The organism is Streptomyces sp. NPDC001068 (assembly GCF_042897315.1).
Taxonomy (GTDB): domain Bacteria; phylum Actinomycetota; class Actinomycetes; order Streptomycetales; family Streptomycetaceae; genus Streptomyces.
In genome coordinates this window covers 145,888-163,843 of the sequence record NZ_JBIAYD010000010.1, presented here as the reverse complement: position 1 = coordinate 163,843, position 17,956 = coordinate 145,888, and the positions used below count along the sequence as shown (strand labels likewise).

The window sequence follows — 17,956 nt, the reverse complement described above, 5'->3', positions numbered from 1 at the left end:
TTACCCCGCGTTCGCCGCCTTCACCAGCGACGCCTTGTCGACCGCCCCGACGTACACCTTGCCGTCGTCCGTCATCAGGGCGTTGATCAGGCGGGTGGAGAAGACCGTGCCCTTGCCGAACTTGCCGGAGACCGGGTCGCCGAGCGAGCCGAGGAAGCCGCCCAGGTCACCGCCGCCGGAGGCGGAGCCGCTGGGCAGGCCGCCCTTGTCACCGGAGTCGATGACGGCGATGGAGTTCCAGCCCTTGCCGAGGACGTCGAAGCCGTTCTTGCCGAGCTCCTCGGGGGTGCCGTGGCCGGGCGCCCTGGTGATCCGGTCGCCCTTGTCGTCCTTCTCCGCGCCGTTCGCCTTGTGCGCCTTGTCGAGGCTGTCGTCCTCGGTGACCTTGGCGCCCTTGGGCGGGGTGAAGTCGAAGGTCGAGGCGGCCGGCCGGGCGAAGCTGACCTGGGTGTACCCGGCGTCGATCACGGCCGCGCCGCCGCTCGACGGGGTCAGCGTGAACTTCAGCGGGGTGCCGGTCTTCGCGTCCACCGCGATGCTGATCGCGCCGACCGTCGTGCCGGACTGCTTCGGCTTGACGACCAGCCGGTAGGCGTCACGGCCGGCGACCTGGGCGGTGCCGTCGACCTTCACCGAGGTGGTGTCGTCGACCGACTTGAGGACCTCGTCGGCGAAGTCCTTGGGCGTGGCCGGGGCTTCGTTCCGGCCGGCCTTGCCGGAGTCGGAGTCGGCGTCCGTGGAGTGGTAGACCTCGTTGGACTTGCTGTCGTAGCCCCACACATCGGTGCCGTTGTGGATGAGGCTGTACTCGGCGCCGCTCTCCAGCAGCGACACCTTCTGCTTCTCGGGGCCGTCGGCGGCCACGCGCAGCGTGTGCGTGCCGGAGGCGAGTTCGGTGAGCTTGGTCGACGGGTCGGCGGACGAGCCGTCGCCGCCCTGGGCCGCGCCGGACAGCAGGCCGTTCTCCAGGCCGCCGAGGTCGGGCAGGCCGAGGTCGGTGCTGATCTTCACGGTGCCGGACAGCTGCTGCACGTCCGAGTTGGCGATCTTGTTGATGAGTTCCTGTGCCGTGATCTTCGGCAGGTCGGGGTCGCCGGAGTCGGCGAGTGCCGGTACCAGGCCGATCGTGGCCGCGGCCACCCCCATGACCGCGACCGGGACGACGTAGCGCGTGGCCTTGCGCCGCCGCTCGGCGCGCAGCTCGTCGTCGGCCTGCGCGGCCCCCGTGCTGTCCTCGGTTCCGTACGGTGCCATGTGTGCCTTACCTCCGTCGTCGGCGGCGGCTGTGCTCGCACGTTTCCCACCCTGAGCCGCCATTCTCACCCGAATCGGTGAGTGGTGGTGATTTCCGTGGTCTCCATCTCACCAAATCCGCGCGTCTCAAGCGTCAGACCCGGGAGCCAACTCCGCGTACGACTGCGGTATGACACAAGGGCGGAGGCGCCTCCCCGACCCGTAGGGGTCGTGCGGGGAAGACACCTCCGGTCACTTTCCGTCACGTACTCCGTTCGCTCCGCGCTGCCGCACGAACGGGCGGCCGGCCGGGGGGCGCTGACGACGGCACGACGGCGCTCGCGACGCAGGGGCCGGCCCGCGTGGCGCCGCCGGCGGCGTTCCGGCACAGGATCTCGGCAGTACGACCCGCGCCACACGCGGCGGAGCTAACCCGCCCGGTGCACCACCGCGTCGCACAGCTCCAGGAGTGCCGCCTTGGCGTCGCACTCCACCAGCGGCGCCAGGGCGGCCCGGGCCTCCTCCGCGTACCGGACCGTGTCCCGGCGCGCCTGCTCCAGGGCCGGGTGCGCCCGCAGCGCCGTCAGGGCCTCCGCGTGCCGCGCGTCGTCCGTGAGGTCGGAGTCCAGCAGCTCGCACAGGGCGAGGTCCTCGGCCAGCCCCAGTCGCGCCGCCCGCTCCCGCAGCCGCAGCACCGGAAGCGTGGGGACGCCCTCGCGCAGATCGGTCCCCGGGGTCTTGCCGGACTCGTGGGAGTCGGAGGCGATGTCCAGGACGTCGTCGGCGAGCTGGAAGGCGACGCCGAGACGCTCGCCGTACTGGGTGAGGACGTCCACGACCGTCTCGTCGGCGCCGGACATCATCGCGCCGAAGCGGCAGGAGACCGCCACCAGCGAGCCGGTCTTGCCGCCCAGCACGTCGAGGTAGTGGTCGACCGGGTCACGCCCGTCGGAGGGACCCGCCGTCTCCAGGATCTGGCCCGTCACCAACCGTTCGAACGCGAGGGCCTGGACCCGCACCGCCTCGGGTCCGAGATCGGCGAGGATCTGCGAGGCACGGGCGAAGAGGAAGTCACCGGTCAGGACGGCGACGGAGTTGCCCCAGCGGGTGTTGGCGCTGTCGACCCCGCGCCGTACGGCCGCCTCGTCCATGACGTCGTCGTGGTACAGCGTGGCGAGATGGGTCAGTTCGACCACCACGGCCGACGGCACGACGCCCGGCGCGTACGGGTCACCGAACTGCGCGGCCAGCATCACCAGCAGTGGCCGGAACCGCTTCCCGCCGGCCCGCACGAGGTGCTGCGCGGCCTCCGTGATGAACGGGACCTCACTTTTGGTGGCTTCTAGCAAGCCCTCCTCGACAGCCGTCAATCCGGCCTGGACATCGGCTTCCAGAGCCTGGTCCCGCACGCTCAGCCCGAACGGCCCGACGGTCACGAGGGGTCTCCTGTCTGCTGGTGTCCACTGGTGATTACGCGGTTTGTCGATAGGTCGCTGCCAGCACTCAAGTCAGCGTATCCGGTCAGGTTTCGATCACCGAGGGCGCCCACCGTTACACCCCGGGCACTATCGGATCACGACCACTATGTCTTTGATCAGGCGATACGACTGAACATCCGATGACTTAGACCGAAGTGTGCGCACTTGCCCCGAACCGGGAGGCCGAGCCGCGCTCCGATGGACATCACCTGCCCGGAGGTACCCCCTCCGCCACCCGTCGAAGCCGGCCGACCCCTCGCGCGCCGCCCGTCGCATGCGATTCCGTCTTATAGGGCAATTCAGACAATTCTCGGAATTGCCTGTGGTGCGCGCCACTCCGCCGATCCGGGCGAGGCAATCCATACAAATGGCGGCGCGGACCTATTCCCCCGAGCCTCGGAAAGGGGCCTGCAAAGAATCCCTCTTGTCCGATTCGCCGCAATTGCCACTTCGTGAAGTGGGTCACGTGGCCCGGAGTGCCACAAAGCGGGCAAGACACCCCTTCCGCCCTTTCCCCGTAGGCGAGTTGATGCTTGGCAACAGCAAAGGATCAAGCACCTCATACGCCTCAGATCAAGGTCAATGGGTGTGTTGTGTGAATCAGGTGCTTGTTTCGGACATGTGCTCTCGCATACGTTCCGGCTCACCGGGTGGACGCCGAATCCTGCCGCCGCCCGTCGTGCCCCATCAAACGAGTCCATTCGCACGGCAGGAGCGGGGGAACCAGGTAAGTCGCCCGACCGGGCGGCCGACGTCACCGACGGAGGTCGTACCGGAACGGCCAGGGGTGAAGTCGCCTCGCCGCAGGGCGGGACGACCGGGCACTCCCCGAGCCCGAACCCGACAGCTCACCCCGCAGGCGACGGAGAGGAACCACGACATGTCTGCTGACGCTCAGCACCGCCGTCCCCGCCGTAACCGCATGGTCCGCAGCTTCACCTTCGCCACCATCGTCGGTACCGGTGTCGCCGTTCTCGCCCTCCCGCTCATCGGGGCGACCACGGCCTCCGCCGCCACTTCCAGCAGCTCCACCGCCTCGAAGACTCTCGCCGGATACCCGAACAACCTCGACGGCTGGATCCGCGAGTCCCTCGCGATCATGGCCGAAATGAAGATCCCGGGTACGTACGACGGCATCTACCGCAACGTGATGCGTGAGTCCTCCGGCAACCCGCAGGCCATCAACCTCTGGGACTCCAACGCGGTCGCCGGCATCCCCTCCAAGGGGCTGCTCCAGGTGATCGACCCGACGTTCAAGACCTACCACGTGGCCGGCACGTCCTTCGACGTCTACGACCCGGTCGCGAACATCACCGCCGCCTGCAACTACGCGGCCGCGCGGTACGGCTCCATCGACAACGTGCACGGCGCGTACTGACCGCACCGCACCGCAGTGCGCGGTACCGCACCGCACCATCAGTGAAAGAGTCTTTCGAGGACGACGGCGATGCCGTCGTCCTCGTTCGACGAGGTGATCTCGTCGGCGACCGCCTTGAGTTCGGGGTGGGCGTTGGCCATGGCCACCCCGTAGGCCGCCCAGTCGAACATGGGGATGTCGTTGGGCATGTCGCCGAAGGCGATGGCCTGTTCGGCACTCAGCCCCAGGTGGTCGGCGGCCAGAGCCAGCCCGGTCGCCTTGGTAACCCCGCACGGCTGCAGCTCGACCGTCCCCGGCCCCGACATGGTGACCGTCGCCAGCGACCCCACCACCGCGCGCGCGGTCGCCGCCAGTTCGTCGTCGGACAGGGTGTGGTGGCGCAGCAGCACCTTGCTGATGGGCTCGCACCACAGGTCGTCGCGTCCGCCGACGCGAAGCGCCGGCAGCGTGGGGTGGGGCATCCGGTAGCCGGGCTCGATGAGCGTGAGCCCGTCCACGCCGTCCTGGTCGACCGCCGCGTACACCTGCCCCACCTCGGCCTCGATCTTCCCGAGGGCGGTCTCCGCCAGCTCCCGGTCCAGGGTGACCGACCACAGCAGCCGGTCCGCGCCCGCGTCGTACAACTGGGCGCCCTGCCCGCAGACCGCGAGTCCCCTGCAGCCGAGGTCGTCCAGCAGGGGGCGCACTCTCGGCGCGGGCCGACCGGTCACCACCAGATGCCGGGCTCCCGAGCGGCCGGCCCGTGCGATGGCGGCGAGCGACCGTTCCGAGAGGGTGTCGTCGGCGCGCAGCAGCGTGCCGTCCAGGTCGGTGGCGATCAGTGCGTACGGGGTGGGTGCGACCATGATCAGAGAATACGGACAGCGCGCCCCTGAGACTCACTGTGCGTTTCGGCCTCAAATGGCTTCCGCCGTGGCGGTGTTGCCGGACCGGGGGCCGGCGTGGGCGCGAGGGCCCGCGCGGGCCCGGCGCGGTGCCTACTTCGCGGAGGTGCCGGAGCCCCGGCGGTTGGTGCGCCAGAGCTGATAGAGGTGCTTCGCGCCCGGGCGCACGAAGCGGGCGAGCATCGTGACGAACGGCAGCGGGTCGTCTCCGGCGAACCAGGCCAGCTCGGTGCCGCTCGGCCGGCCGGGCGCGTGCGGTGTCGTGTACCCGCTGCGGCGATAGGCGAGGAGGGCGGGTACGTCGATGTTCTCCACGACGTACCGGTGGCCGGCGCGCTGCTCCCCCTCCGGGACCCGCCGCCCGGTCAGGTCCAGGTGCATGGCACGGACCACGTCCACGCCCGACTCGCTCTCGAAGAGCCGGAACTGGGCGCCCATGCGCGGGTTGAAGTCGAGCAGCTTGTACCGCCCGTCGCGGCGGTCGAAACGCAGGTCCAGGTCGATGACGCCGGTGAAGCCGATCTGTTTGATGAAACGCGCGGCGAGGTCGGCGAGTTCCGGGTTGTCGACGACGTACGCGTTGGCCGTCATGCCCGCGTGCGGCGGCCACGAGCGCACCTTGACGCCGGTGAACAGGGCGCCCGGGTTCGAGTCGGCGTCGAAGTAGGCGTGCACGATCCAGTCCTCGGCGTCCTCCCTCGGCAGGTACTCCTGGAGGATGACACCCGGACGGGTGCCCCACGCACGCGCGAGAGTGAGGAGTCCCTCGGGGGTGGCAATCCTCGTCGTGCCGTTGACGGCGGGCCGGCTGCGCCGGACGAACGCCTCGCGGTTCTTCGCGACGACGGGGAACCGGGCCTTCTCCGCGAAGTCGACGATGTCGTCGTAGGACTGCGGAAAGGCGGCGGCCGGACTGGGGATCCCGTGTTCCAGGCACAGTTCGTGCAGCCCCTGCTTGCTGGCGAGCCGGCGTGGCAGCGCCGGCTCCACCCGGGGGAAGAGGAAACGGTCGCCGAGCGCGTCCTGGTGTTCGGCGATCAGGACCGCGGCCTCCTCGTCGGTCGGGATCAGCACGGTCGGACGTCCGATGCGGCGGCCGACGCGCAGCAGTCCCTCGACCAGGTGGTCCGGTTCCTCGGCACCCGTGGTCGGCCACACGAACGCCCGTTCGAGGTAGCGGGAGGAGGCCGCGGGCGTGTAGGCGTCCTCCGTGATCGCGTACATGGGAACGCCAAGGCGGCCCAGACTGCGTATCGCGCCGACCCCGCCGTGATGCAGCGGATAGTCGCCGAACTTGACGATCAGGCCCGGCACGTCGCGGTCCGCGTCGAGCGGCATGCCGACGGAATTCCTGGCCACGGGTCCCCCCACGTGTCCCCCCTACGGACCGGACCCATCCCGGCCGTGTCCCCCAAAGGACGCTAAGCCGGAATTGAACCCTCCGACAAGGCTTATCGGGACATTGCGAACTCTTTAGACACTGCCACGACAGCCAACTCACACGTAACGTGTGGCGCGACCACATGGACTGCCGCCCGATGCCACAGCGACGTCACCACACAGTCGGCCCGGCGCGGCACGGATGAGAGCGAGGCAGCCACCCCATGCCCCCCTTGCCCCCCTTCGAGGTCCCCGAGGGTGACCCCTTCGGCCCGCACAACCTTCCGTACGGCGTGTTCTCGACCCCCGAGAGCACGGAACGGAGGGTTGGCGTCCGCCTCGGCGACCACGTACTCGACGCCGGTGCCGCGGCTCTCGCGCTCGGCTCCCCCTACGCCACGCTCCTGGCCCGCCCGACCCTCAACCCGCTGCTGGCCGCCGGCCGCACCACCTGGTCGGACGTACGGCGCGCCCTGACCGCCTGGGTGACCGTGCCCGCGCACCGCGAGGTACTCGAGCCGCTCTTCCACCCGCTGCCGGCGGTGGCCCTGCACCTCCCCTTCGAGGTCGCCGACTACGTCGACTTCTACGCCTCCGAGAACCACGCCCGCAACGCCGGCCGCATCTTCCGCCCCGACGCCCCCGAACCCCTCACCCCCAACTGGAAGCACCTGCCCATCGGCTACCACGGCCGCGCGGGCACGGTCGTGGTGTCGGGAACGGACGTCGTACGGCCCTCCGGCCAGCGCAAGGCGTCGCCGGACCCCGCGGAGGCACCGGTGTTCGGGCCCTCGGCCCGGCTGGACATCGAGGCCGAGGTCGGCTTCGTGGTCGGCGCACCGTCGCCGCAGGGCCGTCCGGTGGCACTGGGCGACTTCCGCGAGCACGTGTTCGGGCTCACGCTCCTCAACGACTGGTCGGCGCGCGACATCCAGGCCTGGGAGTACGTCCCGCTCGGCCCGTTCCTCGGCAAGTCCTTCGCCACCTCGGTCTCGGCGTGGATCACCCCGCTGGACGCGCTGGAGGACGCCCGCGTCGCACCGCCCCGGCGGACGCACCCGCTGCTGCCGTACCTGGACGACGCCGCCGAGGAACCCGCGGGATACGACCTGCGGATGTCGATCGCGATCAACGGTCAGGTGGTGTCCGAGCCGCCGTTCTCCACCATGTACTGGACCGCCGCCCAGCAACTCGCCCACCTGACCGTCAACGGCGCCTCGCTGCGCACCGGTGACCTCTACGGCTCCGGCACGGTGAGCGGCACGGAACCCGCTCAGCGCGGCTCGCTGCTGGAACTCACCTGGAACGGCCGGGACCCGCTCGACCTCCCGGACGGCAAGCGGACCTACCTGGAGGACGGCGACGAGGTGACGATGTCGGCGTGGGCGCCGGGGCCGGGCGGCAGCCGGGTGGGACTCGGGGAGGTCAGCGGGCGGATCGTGGCGGCTTGAGGCGCGGGGGCGGTCGGCACGCCTCGGGGCGCCGGACCGGGAGCGCTCCTGGGCGCGGCGGGGCACAGCCGTCGGGGGCCGGCGAGGAGAACATCCGGATCCTCGCCGGTACCTGACTCGGGGCGTCCCGTCCCGTCATACTGGCGGGACACGCACCATGCGATGCGCCCGCACGCGCACCATGCGAGGCGACGGCGCACGCGTCACACGATGCGGCGGGCCCACGCACTCCGTCGCGCGACGACGCATCACCCCCGCACCACCCGCACACCCCTGCGATCGGGAAACGGAGCCTCGGCATGACCGTCTGCCTGCTCCTTCTGAGCGTCGTCGCCCTGACGGCCGCGGTGCCCGCACCCCGCGCGCTGGTACAGGCCCTGTGGCCCGAACGGGAGCCGGTGGTCGCGCTGTGGGTGTGGCAGTGCCTCGTCGCCACCGTGCTGATGTGCTGCCTGGCCGCGCTCGTCCTGGGCGCGGCGGCCGTCTTCCACACCGTGCGCGACCGGGTGTTCGCGCCCGCGCCGCCGGCGGTCACCGCGGCGTACGACCTCTCCGTGGCGCCCCTGTGGGCGGCCGTCCTCACGGTGCTGCTCGCGTGCGGAGCCGCCTGGACGACGGCGATGCTCGCCCGTGAACTGGTCGAGGCCCGGCGGCGGCGCGGACTGACCCGCGCGCACCTGCGTGAACGGGCACCGGAGCTGCCGGCGGGCCTGCCCGCGGCACGCGGGCCGATGCTGGTGCTGGAGGACGAATACCCGGACGCCTGGTGGATGCCCGGGCATCCACCCCAGCTGGTCGTGACCACCGGGGCACTGCACCGACTCACCGACCACCAACTGGACGCCGTGCTCACCCACGAGCGGGGCCACGCGCGCGCCCACCACGACTGGCTGCTCCACCTGTCCAGCGCACTGGCCACCGGCTTCCCGCGCGTGCCGTTGTTCTCCCACTTCTGCGACCAGACCCACCGGCTGGTCGAACTCGCCGCCGACGACACGGCGTCCCGCCGCTGCGGCCACCTGACGACCGCGCTGGCCCTGATCGAACTGAACCAGCACCGCGGGGTCCTGTCGTGCGCGTCCAGCCGCCGGCTGCTCGGCGAGCGGGTCGACCGCCTCCTGGAACCACCACCGCGGCTGCTGCGCCGTCAGCGCGCCCTGACCACGACGGTGGCCGCGCTGGTCCCCCTGCTGCCGCTGCTGATCACGTTCGCCCCGGGGCTGACGGCGCTCGGCTGAGGCGCCGCCGGGCCTCGCCGTCCGCGAAATCCCTCGGCCGCTCTCCGGGCACGGGATAGCCTCGGCGCTGCCATCGTCCGACGGGGAGGGACACGACATGCAGGACGCACACGAGCAGGACTGGGTCGCGCACACGGGTGAGCTCTTCGAGGCCGCGATGTTCGGCGGCGACACAACGGCCCTGGACCGGTCCGAGGACGTGCTGGACGCCGTCGAGGCGCCGCTCTCCATGGCCCGGGGCAGGATCCTGCATGTCCGCTTCCTGGGCGACCGCGAGGCGGACAGCCGGGAGTTGGCGCTGTTCGAGCGGGCGGCCGAGCTGTACCGGCGGCTCGGGAACGCCTCCGGTGAGGCGGACGCGTTGTTCTGGATCGGCTGCTGGCACCAGGTGGTGAAGGGCGACGGCGCCACCGGCAGACCGTACTTCGAGAAGTCGTACGCGCTGGCGGCCTCCGTCGGTGACCGGGTGACGATGTCCTACGCGGTACGCCACCTGGGCTTCGCCGACCGCGAGGCGGGCGATTTCGAGCTGGCCCGCGCGCGGTTGACCGAGTCGGTGGCGCTGCGCCGGGCGGCCGGTTTCCGGCCCGGGGAGGCGGCCGGCCTGCTGGCACTGGCCCAGCTCGCGGCCGAGACGGGAGACAGGGCGGCGGCGCTCCAGCATCTCGACGAGGCGCAGGTCCTCGCCGAGAGCTGTGGTGCCAAGGCCGTGACGGGCTGGATCGAGCAGGCCCGCACCCTGATCCGGTCCTGAACCGCGCGGCACCGCACAGGCCGGCCCGTGCGGTGCGAGGGCTTCGACGCGTGCGGTGCGGGGGCTTCGACCCGTGCTGCGCGAGAGCTTCGACGCGTGCGGTGCGGGGGCTTCGAACGGGGCCCCCGCACCGGGCCCGACCGGGCTACATCCAGTCCTCCGGTTCCGGCTCCGCGTCCATCTCGGGCCAGTGGTCCGGGTCCTCGGGCCCGGCGGCCTCGGGGGCCTGAGCCGGGGCCCGGGTCTCCGCCGGGGCCTGGGAGGACGGTGTCCCCAGGGAGGCCAGCACCGCGAGCACGCCCTCGCCGTAGGTCACGAGCTTCTTCTCGCCGACCCCGCCGACGGTGCCCAGCTCGGCGACCGACTCGGGCCACCGGCCGACGATCTCCCTCAGCGTGGCGTCGTGGAAGATCACGTACGCCGGTACACCCTGCTCGCGGGCCTGTTCGGCGCGCCAGGCGCGGAGTGCCTCGAACGCGGGGAGCAGTTCCTCGGGCAGCTCCGCCACCGCCGCCTTCGCCCTGCCCCTGCCGGAGGACCCGGAGGACCCGGACGCACCCGGGGCGCGGGAGACGGCGGGTTTCTTCGGCTCCTTGCGGAGCGGAACGTCCCGCTCGCGCCGCAGTACCGTCCCGCTGGCCTCGGTGAGCACCAGCGTGCCGTACTCGCCCTCCACGGCCAGCAGCCCCTGGGCGAGCAACTGCCGGACGACGCCCCGCCATTCGCCCTCTTCGAGATCGGTGCCGATGCCGAAGACGGACAGCTGGTCGTGGTCGAACTGGATGACCTTGGCGGTGCGCTTGCCGAGCAGGATGTCGACGATCTGGACGGCGCCGAACTTCTGCCCGCGTTCGCGCTGCAGCCGTACCACCGTGGAGAGGACCTTCTGGGCGGCGACGGTGCCGTCCCAGGTCTCCGGCGGGGTGAGGCAGGTGTCGCAGTTGCCGCAGCCCTCGGGCGCGGGATCCTGGCCGAAGTACTTGAGCAGCTGCCCGCGGCGGCACCGGGCGGTCTCGCACAGGGCGAGCATCGAGTCGAGGTGGGACTGGGCCCGGCGGCGGAACGCCTCGTCGCCCTCGCCGGACTGGATGAGCTTACGCTGCTGTATGACGTCGTTGAGGCCGTACGCCATCCAGGCGGTGGAGGGCAGACCGTCGCGGCCGGCGCGGCCGGTCTCCTGGTAGTAGCCCTCGACGGACTTGGGCAGGTCGAGGTGGGCGACGAACCGGACGTCGGGTTTGTCGATGCCCATGCCGAAGGCGATGGTGGCGACCACGACCAGGCCGTCCTCGCGCAGGAAGCGGGACTGGTGGGCCGCGCGGGTGCCCGCGTCGAGGCCGGCGTGGTAAGGGACGGCCTCAACGCCGTTGCGGGTGAGGAATTCGGCCGTGGCCTCGACGGACTTGCGGGAGAGGCAGTAGACGATGCCCGCGTCGCCCTCGTGTTCCTGGCGGAGGTAGGTGAGCAGCTGTTTCTTGGGGTCGGCCTTGGGGATGATCCGGTACTGGATGTTGGGCCGGTCGAAGCTGGCCACGAAGTGCCGGGCGGCCGGCATGTGCAGCCGCTGGGTGATCTCCTCGTGGGTCGCGTGGGTGGCGGTCGCGGTGAGCGCGATGCGCGGGACGTCCGGCCAGCGCTCGCCGAGGAGGGACAGGGCGAGGTAGTCGGGGCGGAAGTCGTGGCCCCACTGGGAGACGCAGTGTGCCTCGTCGATCGCGAAGACGGCGATCTTGCCGCGGGCCAGCAGGTCCAGCGTGGAGTCCAGGCGCAGCCGCTCCGGTGCCAGGTAGAGCAGGTCCAGCTCGCCGGCGAGGAACTGGGCCTCGACCACCCGCCGCTCGTCGAAGTCCTGGGTGGAGTTGACGAACCCCGCGTTGACGCCGAGGGCGCGCAGGGCGTCCACCTGGTCCTGCATGAGCGCGATGAGCGGTGAGATCACGATGCCCGTACCGGGTCTGACCAGGGAGGGGATCTGGTAGCACAGCGATTTTCCGCCGCCGGTGGGCATGAGCACGACCGCGTCGTCGCCGGCCACCACATGCTCGATGATCGATTCCTGTTCGCCCCGGAAGGCGTCGTACCCGAAGACCCGGTGCAGCGTGGCCAGTGCCTCGCTGTCCGTCGGTCCGGGCGTCTGCCGCGTCCCCGGCGGCTCGGTCGTCCCTGGCATCTCGTCCGTTCCGCCCGTCGCGCCCATCGTCGTGTCCCCCGTACGTCGTCCCTCGACCACTGCCTCCACGATAGGGGTACGGACCGACAGCGACGGAGTTGTCCACAGGTCCCCCGCCCGGTGGTGCGCTCAGCCCTTTGGCCGCCCTCGTGTGGCGGCCCGGAAGCGGCGCGGGCCATGCTGCACGGGCGGGACCGGGGAGGCCCGCGCTGTACGGAGACGCGCAGTCGCGTGCCTCTTCCGCCCCAAGGAGCATCACGATGTCTCTCAGGTCCCGCACCGCCGGCGCCGTCCTGGCGCTGGCCGTGCCGTTCGCTCTGGCCGCGGTTCCCGCCGACGCGGCCCCCGTCCCCGAGGCCGACCCGTTCGTGTGGACGGATCTGACCCCGACGTACACGGCGACCGCGGACTACCAGTACGAGCCGTTCGCGGTCACGGACGGGTACGCGCCGCTCGGCGGGTGCGCGCGGGACACCGCGACCGGTGAGGGCGGCGCGGGCCACCACTACGTGAACCCCGCCCAGATCGGCAGCCTCGACCCGGCCGCGCCCGCAGGTCTGCTCTACGAGGCCGACGACGACGGCGGCCGTGCCCTGGTGGGGGTGGAGTGGATCGTGCGCGCGGTCCCCGGCGCCGCCGCGCCGACGCTGTTCGGGCAGACGTTCCAGGGGCCGGCGAACCTGGACGGCGTGGGCTCCGTGTACACGCTGCACGCCTGGATCTGGAAGGACAATCCGAGCGGTCTGTTCGCGCCGTGGAACCCGACGGTGGCGTGCGCGTAGCCGGTGGCCGGTGGCCGCTCACGCGCGTGGGCCCCGGTTCCGCGAAGGGAACCGGGGCCCAGGGCCGTACCGGAGCGGTCAGCGCACGAAGACTCCCGCCTGGCTCGCCAGGTCGAGGAAGTACTGCGGCGCGACGCCGAGCACCAGGGTGACCGCGACACCGACGCCGATCGCCGCCATGGTCAGCGGTGAGGGGACGGCGACCGTGGGACCGTCGGGCCTGGGCTCGCTGAAGAACATGAGCACGATCACACGGATGTAGAAGAACGCGGCGATCGCCGACGAGATCACACCGACGACGACCAGCGGGGCCGCCCCGCCTTCCGCCGCCGCCTTGAACACGGCGAACTTCCCGGCGAAGCCGGAGGTCAGCGGGATACCGGCGAAGGCCAGCAGGAACACCGCGAAGACGGCCGCGACCAGCGGTGAGCGCCGGCCGAGACCGGCCCACTTGGACAGGTGGGTGGCCTCGCCGCCGGCGTCGCGCACCAGGGTGACCACGGCGAAGGCGCCGATGGTCACGAAGGAGTACCCGGCCAGGTAGAACAGCACGGACGACACGCCGTCCTTGGAGGTCGCGATGACGCCCGCGAGGATGAACCCGGCGTGCGCGATCGACGAGTACGCCAGCAGCCGCTTGATGTCGGTCTGGGTGATCGCGACGATCGCGCCGCCCAGCATGGTGATGATCGCGACGGCCCACATGACCGGCCGCCAGTCCCAGCGCAGGCCGGGCAGGACGACGTACAGCAGCCGCAGCAGCGCGCCGAAAGCGGCCACCTTGGTCGCCGCCGCCATGAAGCCGGTCACCGGGGTGGGCGCGCCCTGGTAGACGTCGGGGGTCCACATGTGGAAGGGGACCGCGCCGACCTTGAAGAGCAGGCCCATGACGACCATGGCGGTGCCGATCAGCAGCAGCGCGTCGTTGCCCATGGTGTCGGCGAGGGCGGGGTCGACGTTGGTGACGGTGCCGTCGACGACCTGGGAGACGGTGGCGTAGGACACCGAGCCGGCGTAGCCGTACAGCAGGGCGATGCCGAACAGGGTGAACGCGGAGGCGAACGCACCCAGCAGGAAGTACTTGACCGCGGCTTCCTGCGACATCAGGCGCTTGCGGCGGGCCAGGGCGCACATCAGGTACAGCGGGAGGGAGAAGACCTCCAGGGCCACGAAGAGCGTCAGCAGGTCGTTGGCCGAGGGGAACACCAGCATGCCGGCGACCGCGAACAGGAGCAGCGGGAACACCTCGGTGGTGGTGAAGCCCGCCTTCACCGCGGCCTGCTCGCTTTCGCTGCCGGGCACGGAGGCGGCCTGGGCGGCGAAGGAGTCGACGCGGTTGCCGTGGGCGGCCGGGTCGAGGCGGCGTTCGGCGAAGGTGAACAGGCCGAGCAGGCCGGCCAGCAGGATCGTGCCCTGGAGGAACAGGGACGGTCCGTCGACGGCGATCGCGCCCATCGCGGCGATGTGCGCCTTCGTGGTGCCGTAGCCGTCCGCGGCCAGCGCGACGACCGCCGCGAAGGCCGCGCACAGCGCCACGGCGGAGACGAACACCTGCGCGTAGTAGCGGGACCTGCGCGGCACGAACGCCTCGATGAGGATCCCGACGATCGCCGCGCCGAGCACGATCAGGGTGGGGGACAATTGTCCGTATTCGATCTTCGGCGCGTCGATCTTCGCGATCGGCTCCGCCGCGGTTGTCCACAGGCTGTGGACGGCTGCTGCGCTCACTTGGCCGCCTCCACTGCGGGCTTCGGGTCGGTCTTGTGTACGTCCGACATGGTCTGCTTGACCGCCGGGTTGACGATGTCCGTGACGGGCTTCGGATAGACGCCCAGGAAGATCAGCAGGACGATCAGCGGCGTGACGACCAGCAGCTCACGCGCGCGCAGGTCGGGCATCGCCGAGACCTCCGGTTTCACCGGGCCCGTCATCGTCCGCTGGTACAGGACGAGGGTGTAGAGCGCGGCGAGGACGATGCCGAGGGTGGCGATGATGCCGATGGCCGGGTAGCGCGTGAACGTGCCGACCAGGACGAGGAACTCGCTCACGAAGGGCGCGAGCCCCGGCAGCGACAGGGTGGCCAGGCCGCCGATCAGGAAGGTGCCCGCGAGCACCGGGGCGACCTTCTGCACGCCGCCGTAGTCGGCGATGAGCCGCGAGCCGCGCCGGGAGATCAGGAAGCCGGCGACCAGCATCAGCGCGGCGGTGGAGATGCCGTGGTTGACCATGTACAGCGTGGCGCCGGACTGGCCCTGGCTGGTCATCGCGAAGATGCCGAGGATGATGAAGCCGAAGTGCGAGATGGACGCGTAGGCGACCAGCCGCTTGATGTCCCGCTGGCCGACGGCGAGCAGGGCGCCGTAGATGATGCTGATCACGGCCAGGACCAGGATGGCGGGTGTCGCCCACTTCGAGGCCTCGGGGAACAGCTGGAGGCAGAAGCGGAGCATCGCGAACGTGCCCACCTTGTCGACGACCGCCGTGATGAGCACGGCGACCGGCGCGGTGGACTCCTGCATGGCGTTGGGCAGCCAGGTGTGCAGCGGCCACAGCGGCGCCTTCACCGCGAAGGCGAAGAAGAAGCCGAGGAACAGCCAGCGTTCGGTGCTGGTCGCCATGTGCAGCGAGCCGTTCGCGCGGGCCTGCGCGATCTCCGCGAGCGAGAAGTTCCCGGCCACCGTGTAGAGGCCGATCACCGCGGCCAGCATGATGAGCCCGCCGACCAGGTTGTAGAGGAGGAACTTCACCGCGGCGTACGACCGTTGGGCCGCCGCGTTCTCGTCGGAGCCCGCGTGGGCCCGGTCCCCGAAGCCGCCGATGAGGAAGTACATCGGGATCAGCATGGCTTCGAAGAAGATGTAGAAGAGGAAGACGTCGGTGGCCTCGAAGGAGATGATCACCATCGCCTCGACGGCCAGGATCAGGGCGAAGAAGCCCTGTGTCGGCCGCCACCGCTTGCTGCCGGTCTCCAGGGGGTCGGCGTCGTGCCAGCCCGCCAGGACGATGAACGGGATCAGCAGGGCGGTCAGGGCGAGCAGGGCGACGGCGATCCCGTCGACGCCCAGTTCGTAACGGACCCCGAAGTCCTTGATCCAGGCGTGGGACTCGGTCAGCTGGTAGCGGGATCCGCCCGGGTCGAAGCGGACCAGGACGACGATCGCGAGCGCCAGGGTGCCGAGCGACACCAGCAGGGCGAGCCATTTGGCGGCGGTGCGCCGTGCGGCCGGTACGGCGGCGGTGGCGACCGCCCCGACGGCCGGCAGCACCGCCGTGGCTGTCAGCAGAGGAAAGGACATCGGTATCAGACCGCCCTCATCAGCAGGGTCGCGGCGACCAGGAGGGCGGCGCCGCCGAACATCGAGACCGCGTACGAGCGCGCGTAGCCGTTCTGGAGCTTGCGCAGTCGGCCGGAGAGTCCGCCGAAGCCCGCCGCCGTGCCGTTGACCACCCCGTCGACCAGGGTGTGGTCGACGTAGACCAGGGAGCGGGTGAGGTGTTCGCCGCCGCGGACCAGGACGACGTGGTTGAAGTCGTCCTGGAGCAGGTCGCGGCGGGCCGCGCGGGTGAGCAGCGAACCGCGCGGGGCGGCGGCCGGGACGGGACGGCGGCCGTACTGGAGCCAGGCGATGCCGACGCCGACGACCAGGCACACCATGGTGGCGCCGGTGACGGTGGCCGCGCTCAGCGGGGAGTCTCCCTCGCTGTGGCCGGTGACCGGCTCCAGCCAGTGCAGGAAGCGGTCGCCGATGCTGAAGAACGCGCCGCCGAAGACCGAGCCGATCGCCAGGACGATCATCGGGATCGTCATGGACTTCGGGGACTCGTGCGGGTGCGGCTCGTGGCCGTGCTCGTCGGGCTGCCAGCGCTTCTCGCCGAAGAACGTCATCAGCATCACGCGGGTCATGTAGAACGCGGTGATGGCCGCGCCGAGCAGGGCGCAGGCGCCGAGGATCCAGCCCTCGGTGCCGCCCTTGGCGAACGCCGCCTCGATGATCTTGTCCTTGGAGAAGAAGCCGGACAGGCCCGGGAACCCGATGATCGCCAGGTAGCCGAGGCCGAAGGTGATGAAGGTGACCGGCATGTACTTGCGCAGGCCGCCGAACTTGCGCATGTCGACCTCGTCGTTCATGCCGTGCATGACGGAGCCCGCGCCGAGGAAGAGGCCGGCCTTGAAGAAGCCGTGCGTCACCAGGTGCATGATCGCGAACACGTAGCCGATCGGGCCGAGGCCGGCGGCGAGCACCATGTAGCCGATCTGCGACATGGTCGAACCGGCCAGCGCCTTCTTGATGTCGTCCTTCGCGCAACCGACGATCGCACCGAACAGGAGCGTGACGGCGCCCACGACGGTGACGACGAGCTGCGCGTCCGGGGCCGCGTTGAAGATCGCTCCGGAGCGGACGATGAGGTAGACGCCGGCGGTCACCATGGTCGCCGCGTGGATGAGGGCGGAGACCGGGGTCGGGCCCTCCATGGCGTCCCCGAGCCAGGACTGCAGCGGCACCTGGGCGGACTTGCCGCAGGCGGCGAGCAGCAGCATCAGGCCGATCGCGGTGAGCTTGCCCTCGGAGGCGCCGGTGGCGTGCGTGAGGACCGGGCCGAAGGCGAAGGTGCCGAACGTCGTGAACATCAGCATGATCGCGATCGACAGGCCCATGTCGCCGACCCGGTTGACCAGGAAGGCCTTCTTGGCGGCCGTGGCCGCGCTGGGCTTGTGCTGCCAGAAGCCGATCAGCAGGTACGAGGCGAGACCGACGCCCTCCCAGCCGACGTACAGCAGCAGGTAGTTGTCGGCGAGGACGAGCAGCAGCATCGCCGCGAGGAACAGGTTCAGATAGCCGAAGAAGCGGCGGCGGCGCTCGTCGTGCTCCATGTACCCGATCGAGTACAGGTGGATGAGCGAGCCGACGCCCGTGATCAGCAGGACGAACGTCATCGACAGCTGGTCCAGGCGGAAGGTGACGTCCGCCTGGAAGCCCGCCACCGGCACCCAGGTGAACAGGTGCTGCATCAGCGTGCGGTGTTCGGCGTTCCTGCCCAGCAGGTCGGCGAAGAGGATCACGCCGAACACGAACGAGGTCGTCGACAGGAGCGTGCCGATCCAGTGGCCCACGCCGTCCAGGCGGCGGCCTCCGACCAGCAGGACGGCCGCTCCGAGCAGGGGCGCCGCGATCAGCAGCGCGATCAAATTCTCCACGATTCAGCGAC

Annotated in this window: 13 protein-coding genes and 1 riboswitch; of the genes, 5 read left to right on the top strand and 8 right to left on the bottom strand. The window is 70.7% G+C overall.

Annotated elements, in window-relative coordinates; translation table 11 throughout:
- A complete protein-coding gene (locus tag ACFY3I_RS27510; RefSeq protein WP_390863541.1) occupies positions 1–1,254 on the bottom strand; it encodes an outer membrane lipoprotein carrier protein LolA in 1,254 nt (417 codons plus the stop codon).
- A 407-nt stretch (positions 1,255–1,661) separates the two neighbouring features.
- Positions 1,662–2,669 (bottom strand): polyprenyl synthetase family protein, encoded by a 1,008-nt coding sequence (locus ACFY3I_RS27505; RefSeq protein WP_390863539.1) that lies wholly within the window; start codon positions 2,667–2,669, stop codon positions 1,662–1,664.
- Between the two features lie 726 nt (positions 2,670–3,395).
- Positions 3,396–3,586: riboswitch (cyclic di-AMP (ydaO/yuaA leader) on the top strand.
- Between the two features lie 5 nt (positions 3,587–3,591).
- Here ACFY3I_RS27505 and ACFY3I_RS27500 point away from each other — a divergent pair.
- Complete coding sequence (locus tag ACFY3I_RS27500) at positions 3,592–4,089, top strand: transglycosylase SLT domain-containing protein (RefSeq protein WP_365289107.1); 498 nt, start codon at positions 3,592–3,594, stop codon at positions 4,087–4,089.
- A 38-nt stretch (positions 4,090–4,127) separates the two neighbouring features.
- On the opposite strand, the gene ACFY3I_RS27495 is transcribed toward ACFY3I_RS27500, so the two are convergent.
- Both ACFY3I_RS27495 and ACFY3I_RS27490 read right to left on the bottom strand, forming a co-directional pair.
- Positions 4,128–4,934 carry an HAD family hydrolase gene (locus tag ACFY3I_RS27495; protein WP_390863537.1) on the bottom strand — a complete coding sequence of 269 codons (807 nt, stop codon included), beginning with the start codon at positions 4,932–4,934 and terminating at the stop codon, positions 4,128–4,130.
- A 132-nt stretch (positions 4,935–5,066) separates the two neighbouring features.
- Complete coding sequence (locus ACFY3I_RS27490; protein ID WP_390863840.1) at positions 5,067–6,311, bottom strand: ATP-grasp domain-containing protein; 1,245 nt, start codon at positions 6,309–6,311, stop codon at positions 5,067–5,069.
- A gap of 275 nt (positions 6,312–6,586) precedes the next feature.
- Between ACFY3I_RS27490 and fahA the strand changes: the two genes are divergently transcribed.
- The 3 genes from fahA (at position 6,587) to ACFY3I_RS27475 (ending at position 9,796) form a co-directional block, all read left to right on the top strand.
- The gene (gene fahA / locus ACFY3I_RS27485; protein WP_365289146.1) at positions 6,587–7,804 is read left to right on the top strand and encodes a fumarylacetoacetase; all 1,218 of its coding nucleotides are present in this window, start codon (positions 6,587–6,589) and stop codon (positions 7,802–7,804) included.
- A 299-nt stretch (positions 7,805–8,103) separates the two neighbouring features.
- Complete coding sequence (locus ACFY3I_RS27480) at positions 8,104–9,042, top strand: M56 family metallopeptidase (protein ID WP_365289105.1); 939 nt, start codon at positions 8,104–8,106, stop codon at positions 9,040–9,042.
- Positions 9,043–9,139: 97 nt separating this feature from the next.
- Positions 9,140–9,796 (top strand): tetratricopeptide repeat protein, encoded by a 657-nt coding sequence (locus tag ACFY3I_RS27475; RefSeq protein WP_390863535.1) that lies wholly within the window; start codon positions 9,140–9,142, stop codon positions 9,794–9,796.
- Positions 9,797–9,941: 145 nt separating this feature from the next.
- Here the strand turns inward: ACFY3I_RS27475 and recQ are convergent, their stop codons facing one another.
- Positions 9,942–11,966 carry a DNA helicase RecQ gene (gene recQ, locus ACFY3I_RS27470; RefSeq protein WP_390863533.1) on the bottom strand — a complete coding sequence of 675 codons (2,025 nt, stop codon included), beginning with the start codon at positions 11,964–11,966 and terminating at the stop codon, positions 9,942–9,944.
- Between the two features lie 260 nt (positions 11,967–12,226).
- Between recQ and ACFY3I_RS27465 the strand changes: the two genes are divergently transcribed.
- Complete coding sequence (locus ACFY3I_RS27465; protein WP_390863532.1) at positions 12,227–12,748, top strand: hypothetical protein; 522 nt, start codon at positions 12,227–12,229, stop codon at positions 12,746–12,748.
- A 78-nt stretch (positions 12,749–12,826) separates the two neighbouring features.
- Here ACFY3I_RS27465 and nuoN read toward each other — a convergent pair whose 3' ends face one another.
- From nuoN to nuoL, 3 genes are read right to left on the bottom strand one after another with little or no spacing between them, the layout of a single operon-like run.
- The gene (gene nuoN, locus ACFY3I_RS27460) at positions 12,827–14,476 is read right to left on the bottom strand and encodes an NADH-quinone oxidoreductase subunit NuoN (RefSeq protein WP_390863530.1); all 1,650 of its coding nucleotides are present in this window, start codon (positions 14,474–14,476) and stop codon (positions 12,827–12,829) included.
- Entirely contained in the window at positions 14,473–16,044 is a 1,572-nt protein-coding gene (locus tag ACFY3I_RS27455) for an NADH-quinone oxidoreductase subunit M (protein ID WP_365289100.1), read from the bottom strand. Before ACFY3I_RS27455 ends, nuoN begins: the two co-directional genes overlap by 4 nt.
- A gap of 5 nt (positions 16,045–16,049) precedes the next feature.
- Positions 16,050–17,945 carry an NADH-quinone oxidoreductase subunit L gene (gene nuoL / locus ACFY3I_RS27450; protein WP_390863528.1) on the bottom strand — a complete coding sequence of 632 codons (1,896 nt, stop codon included), beginning with the start codon at positions 17,943–17,945 and terminating at the stop codon, positions 16,050–16,052.
- Positions 17,946–17,956: the final 11 nt, after the last annotated feature.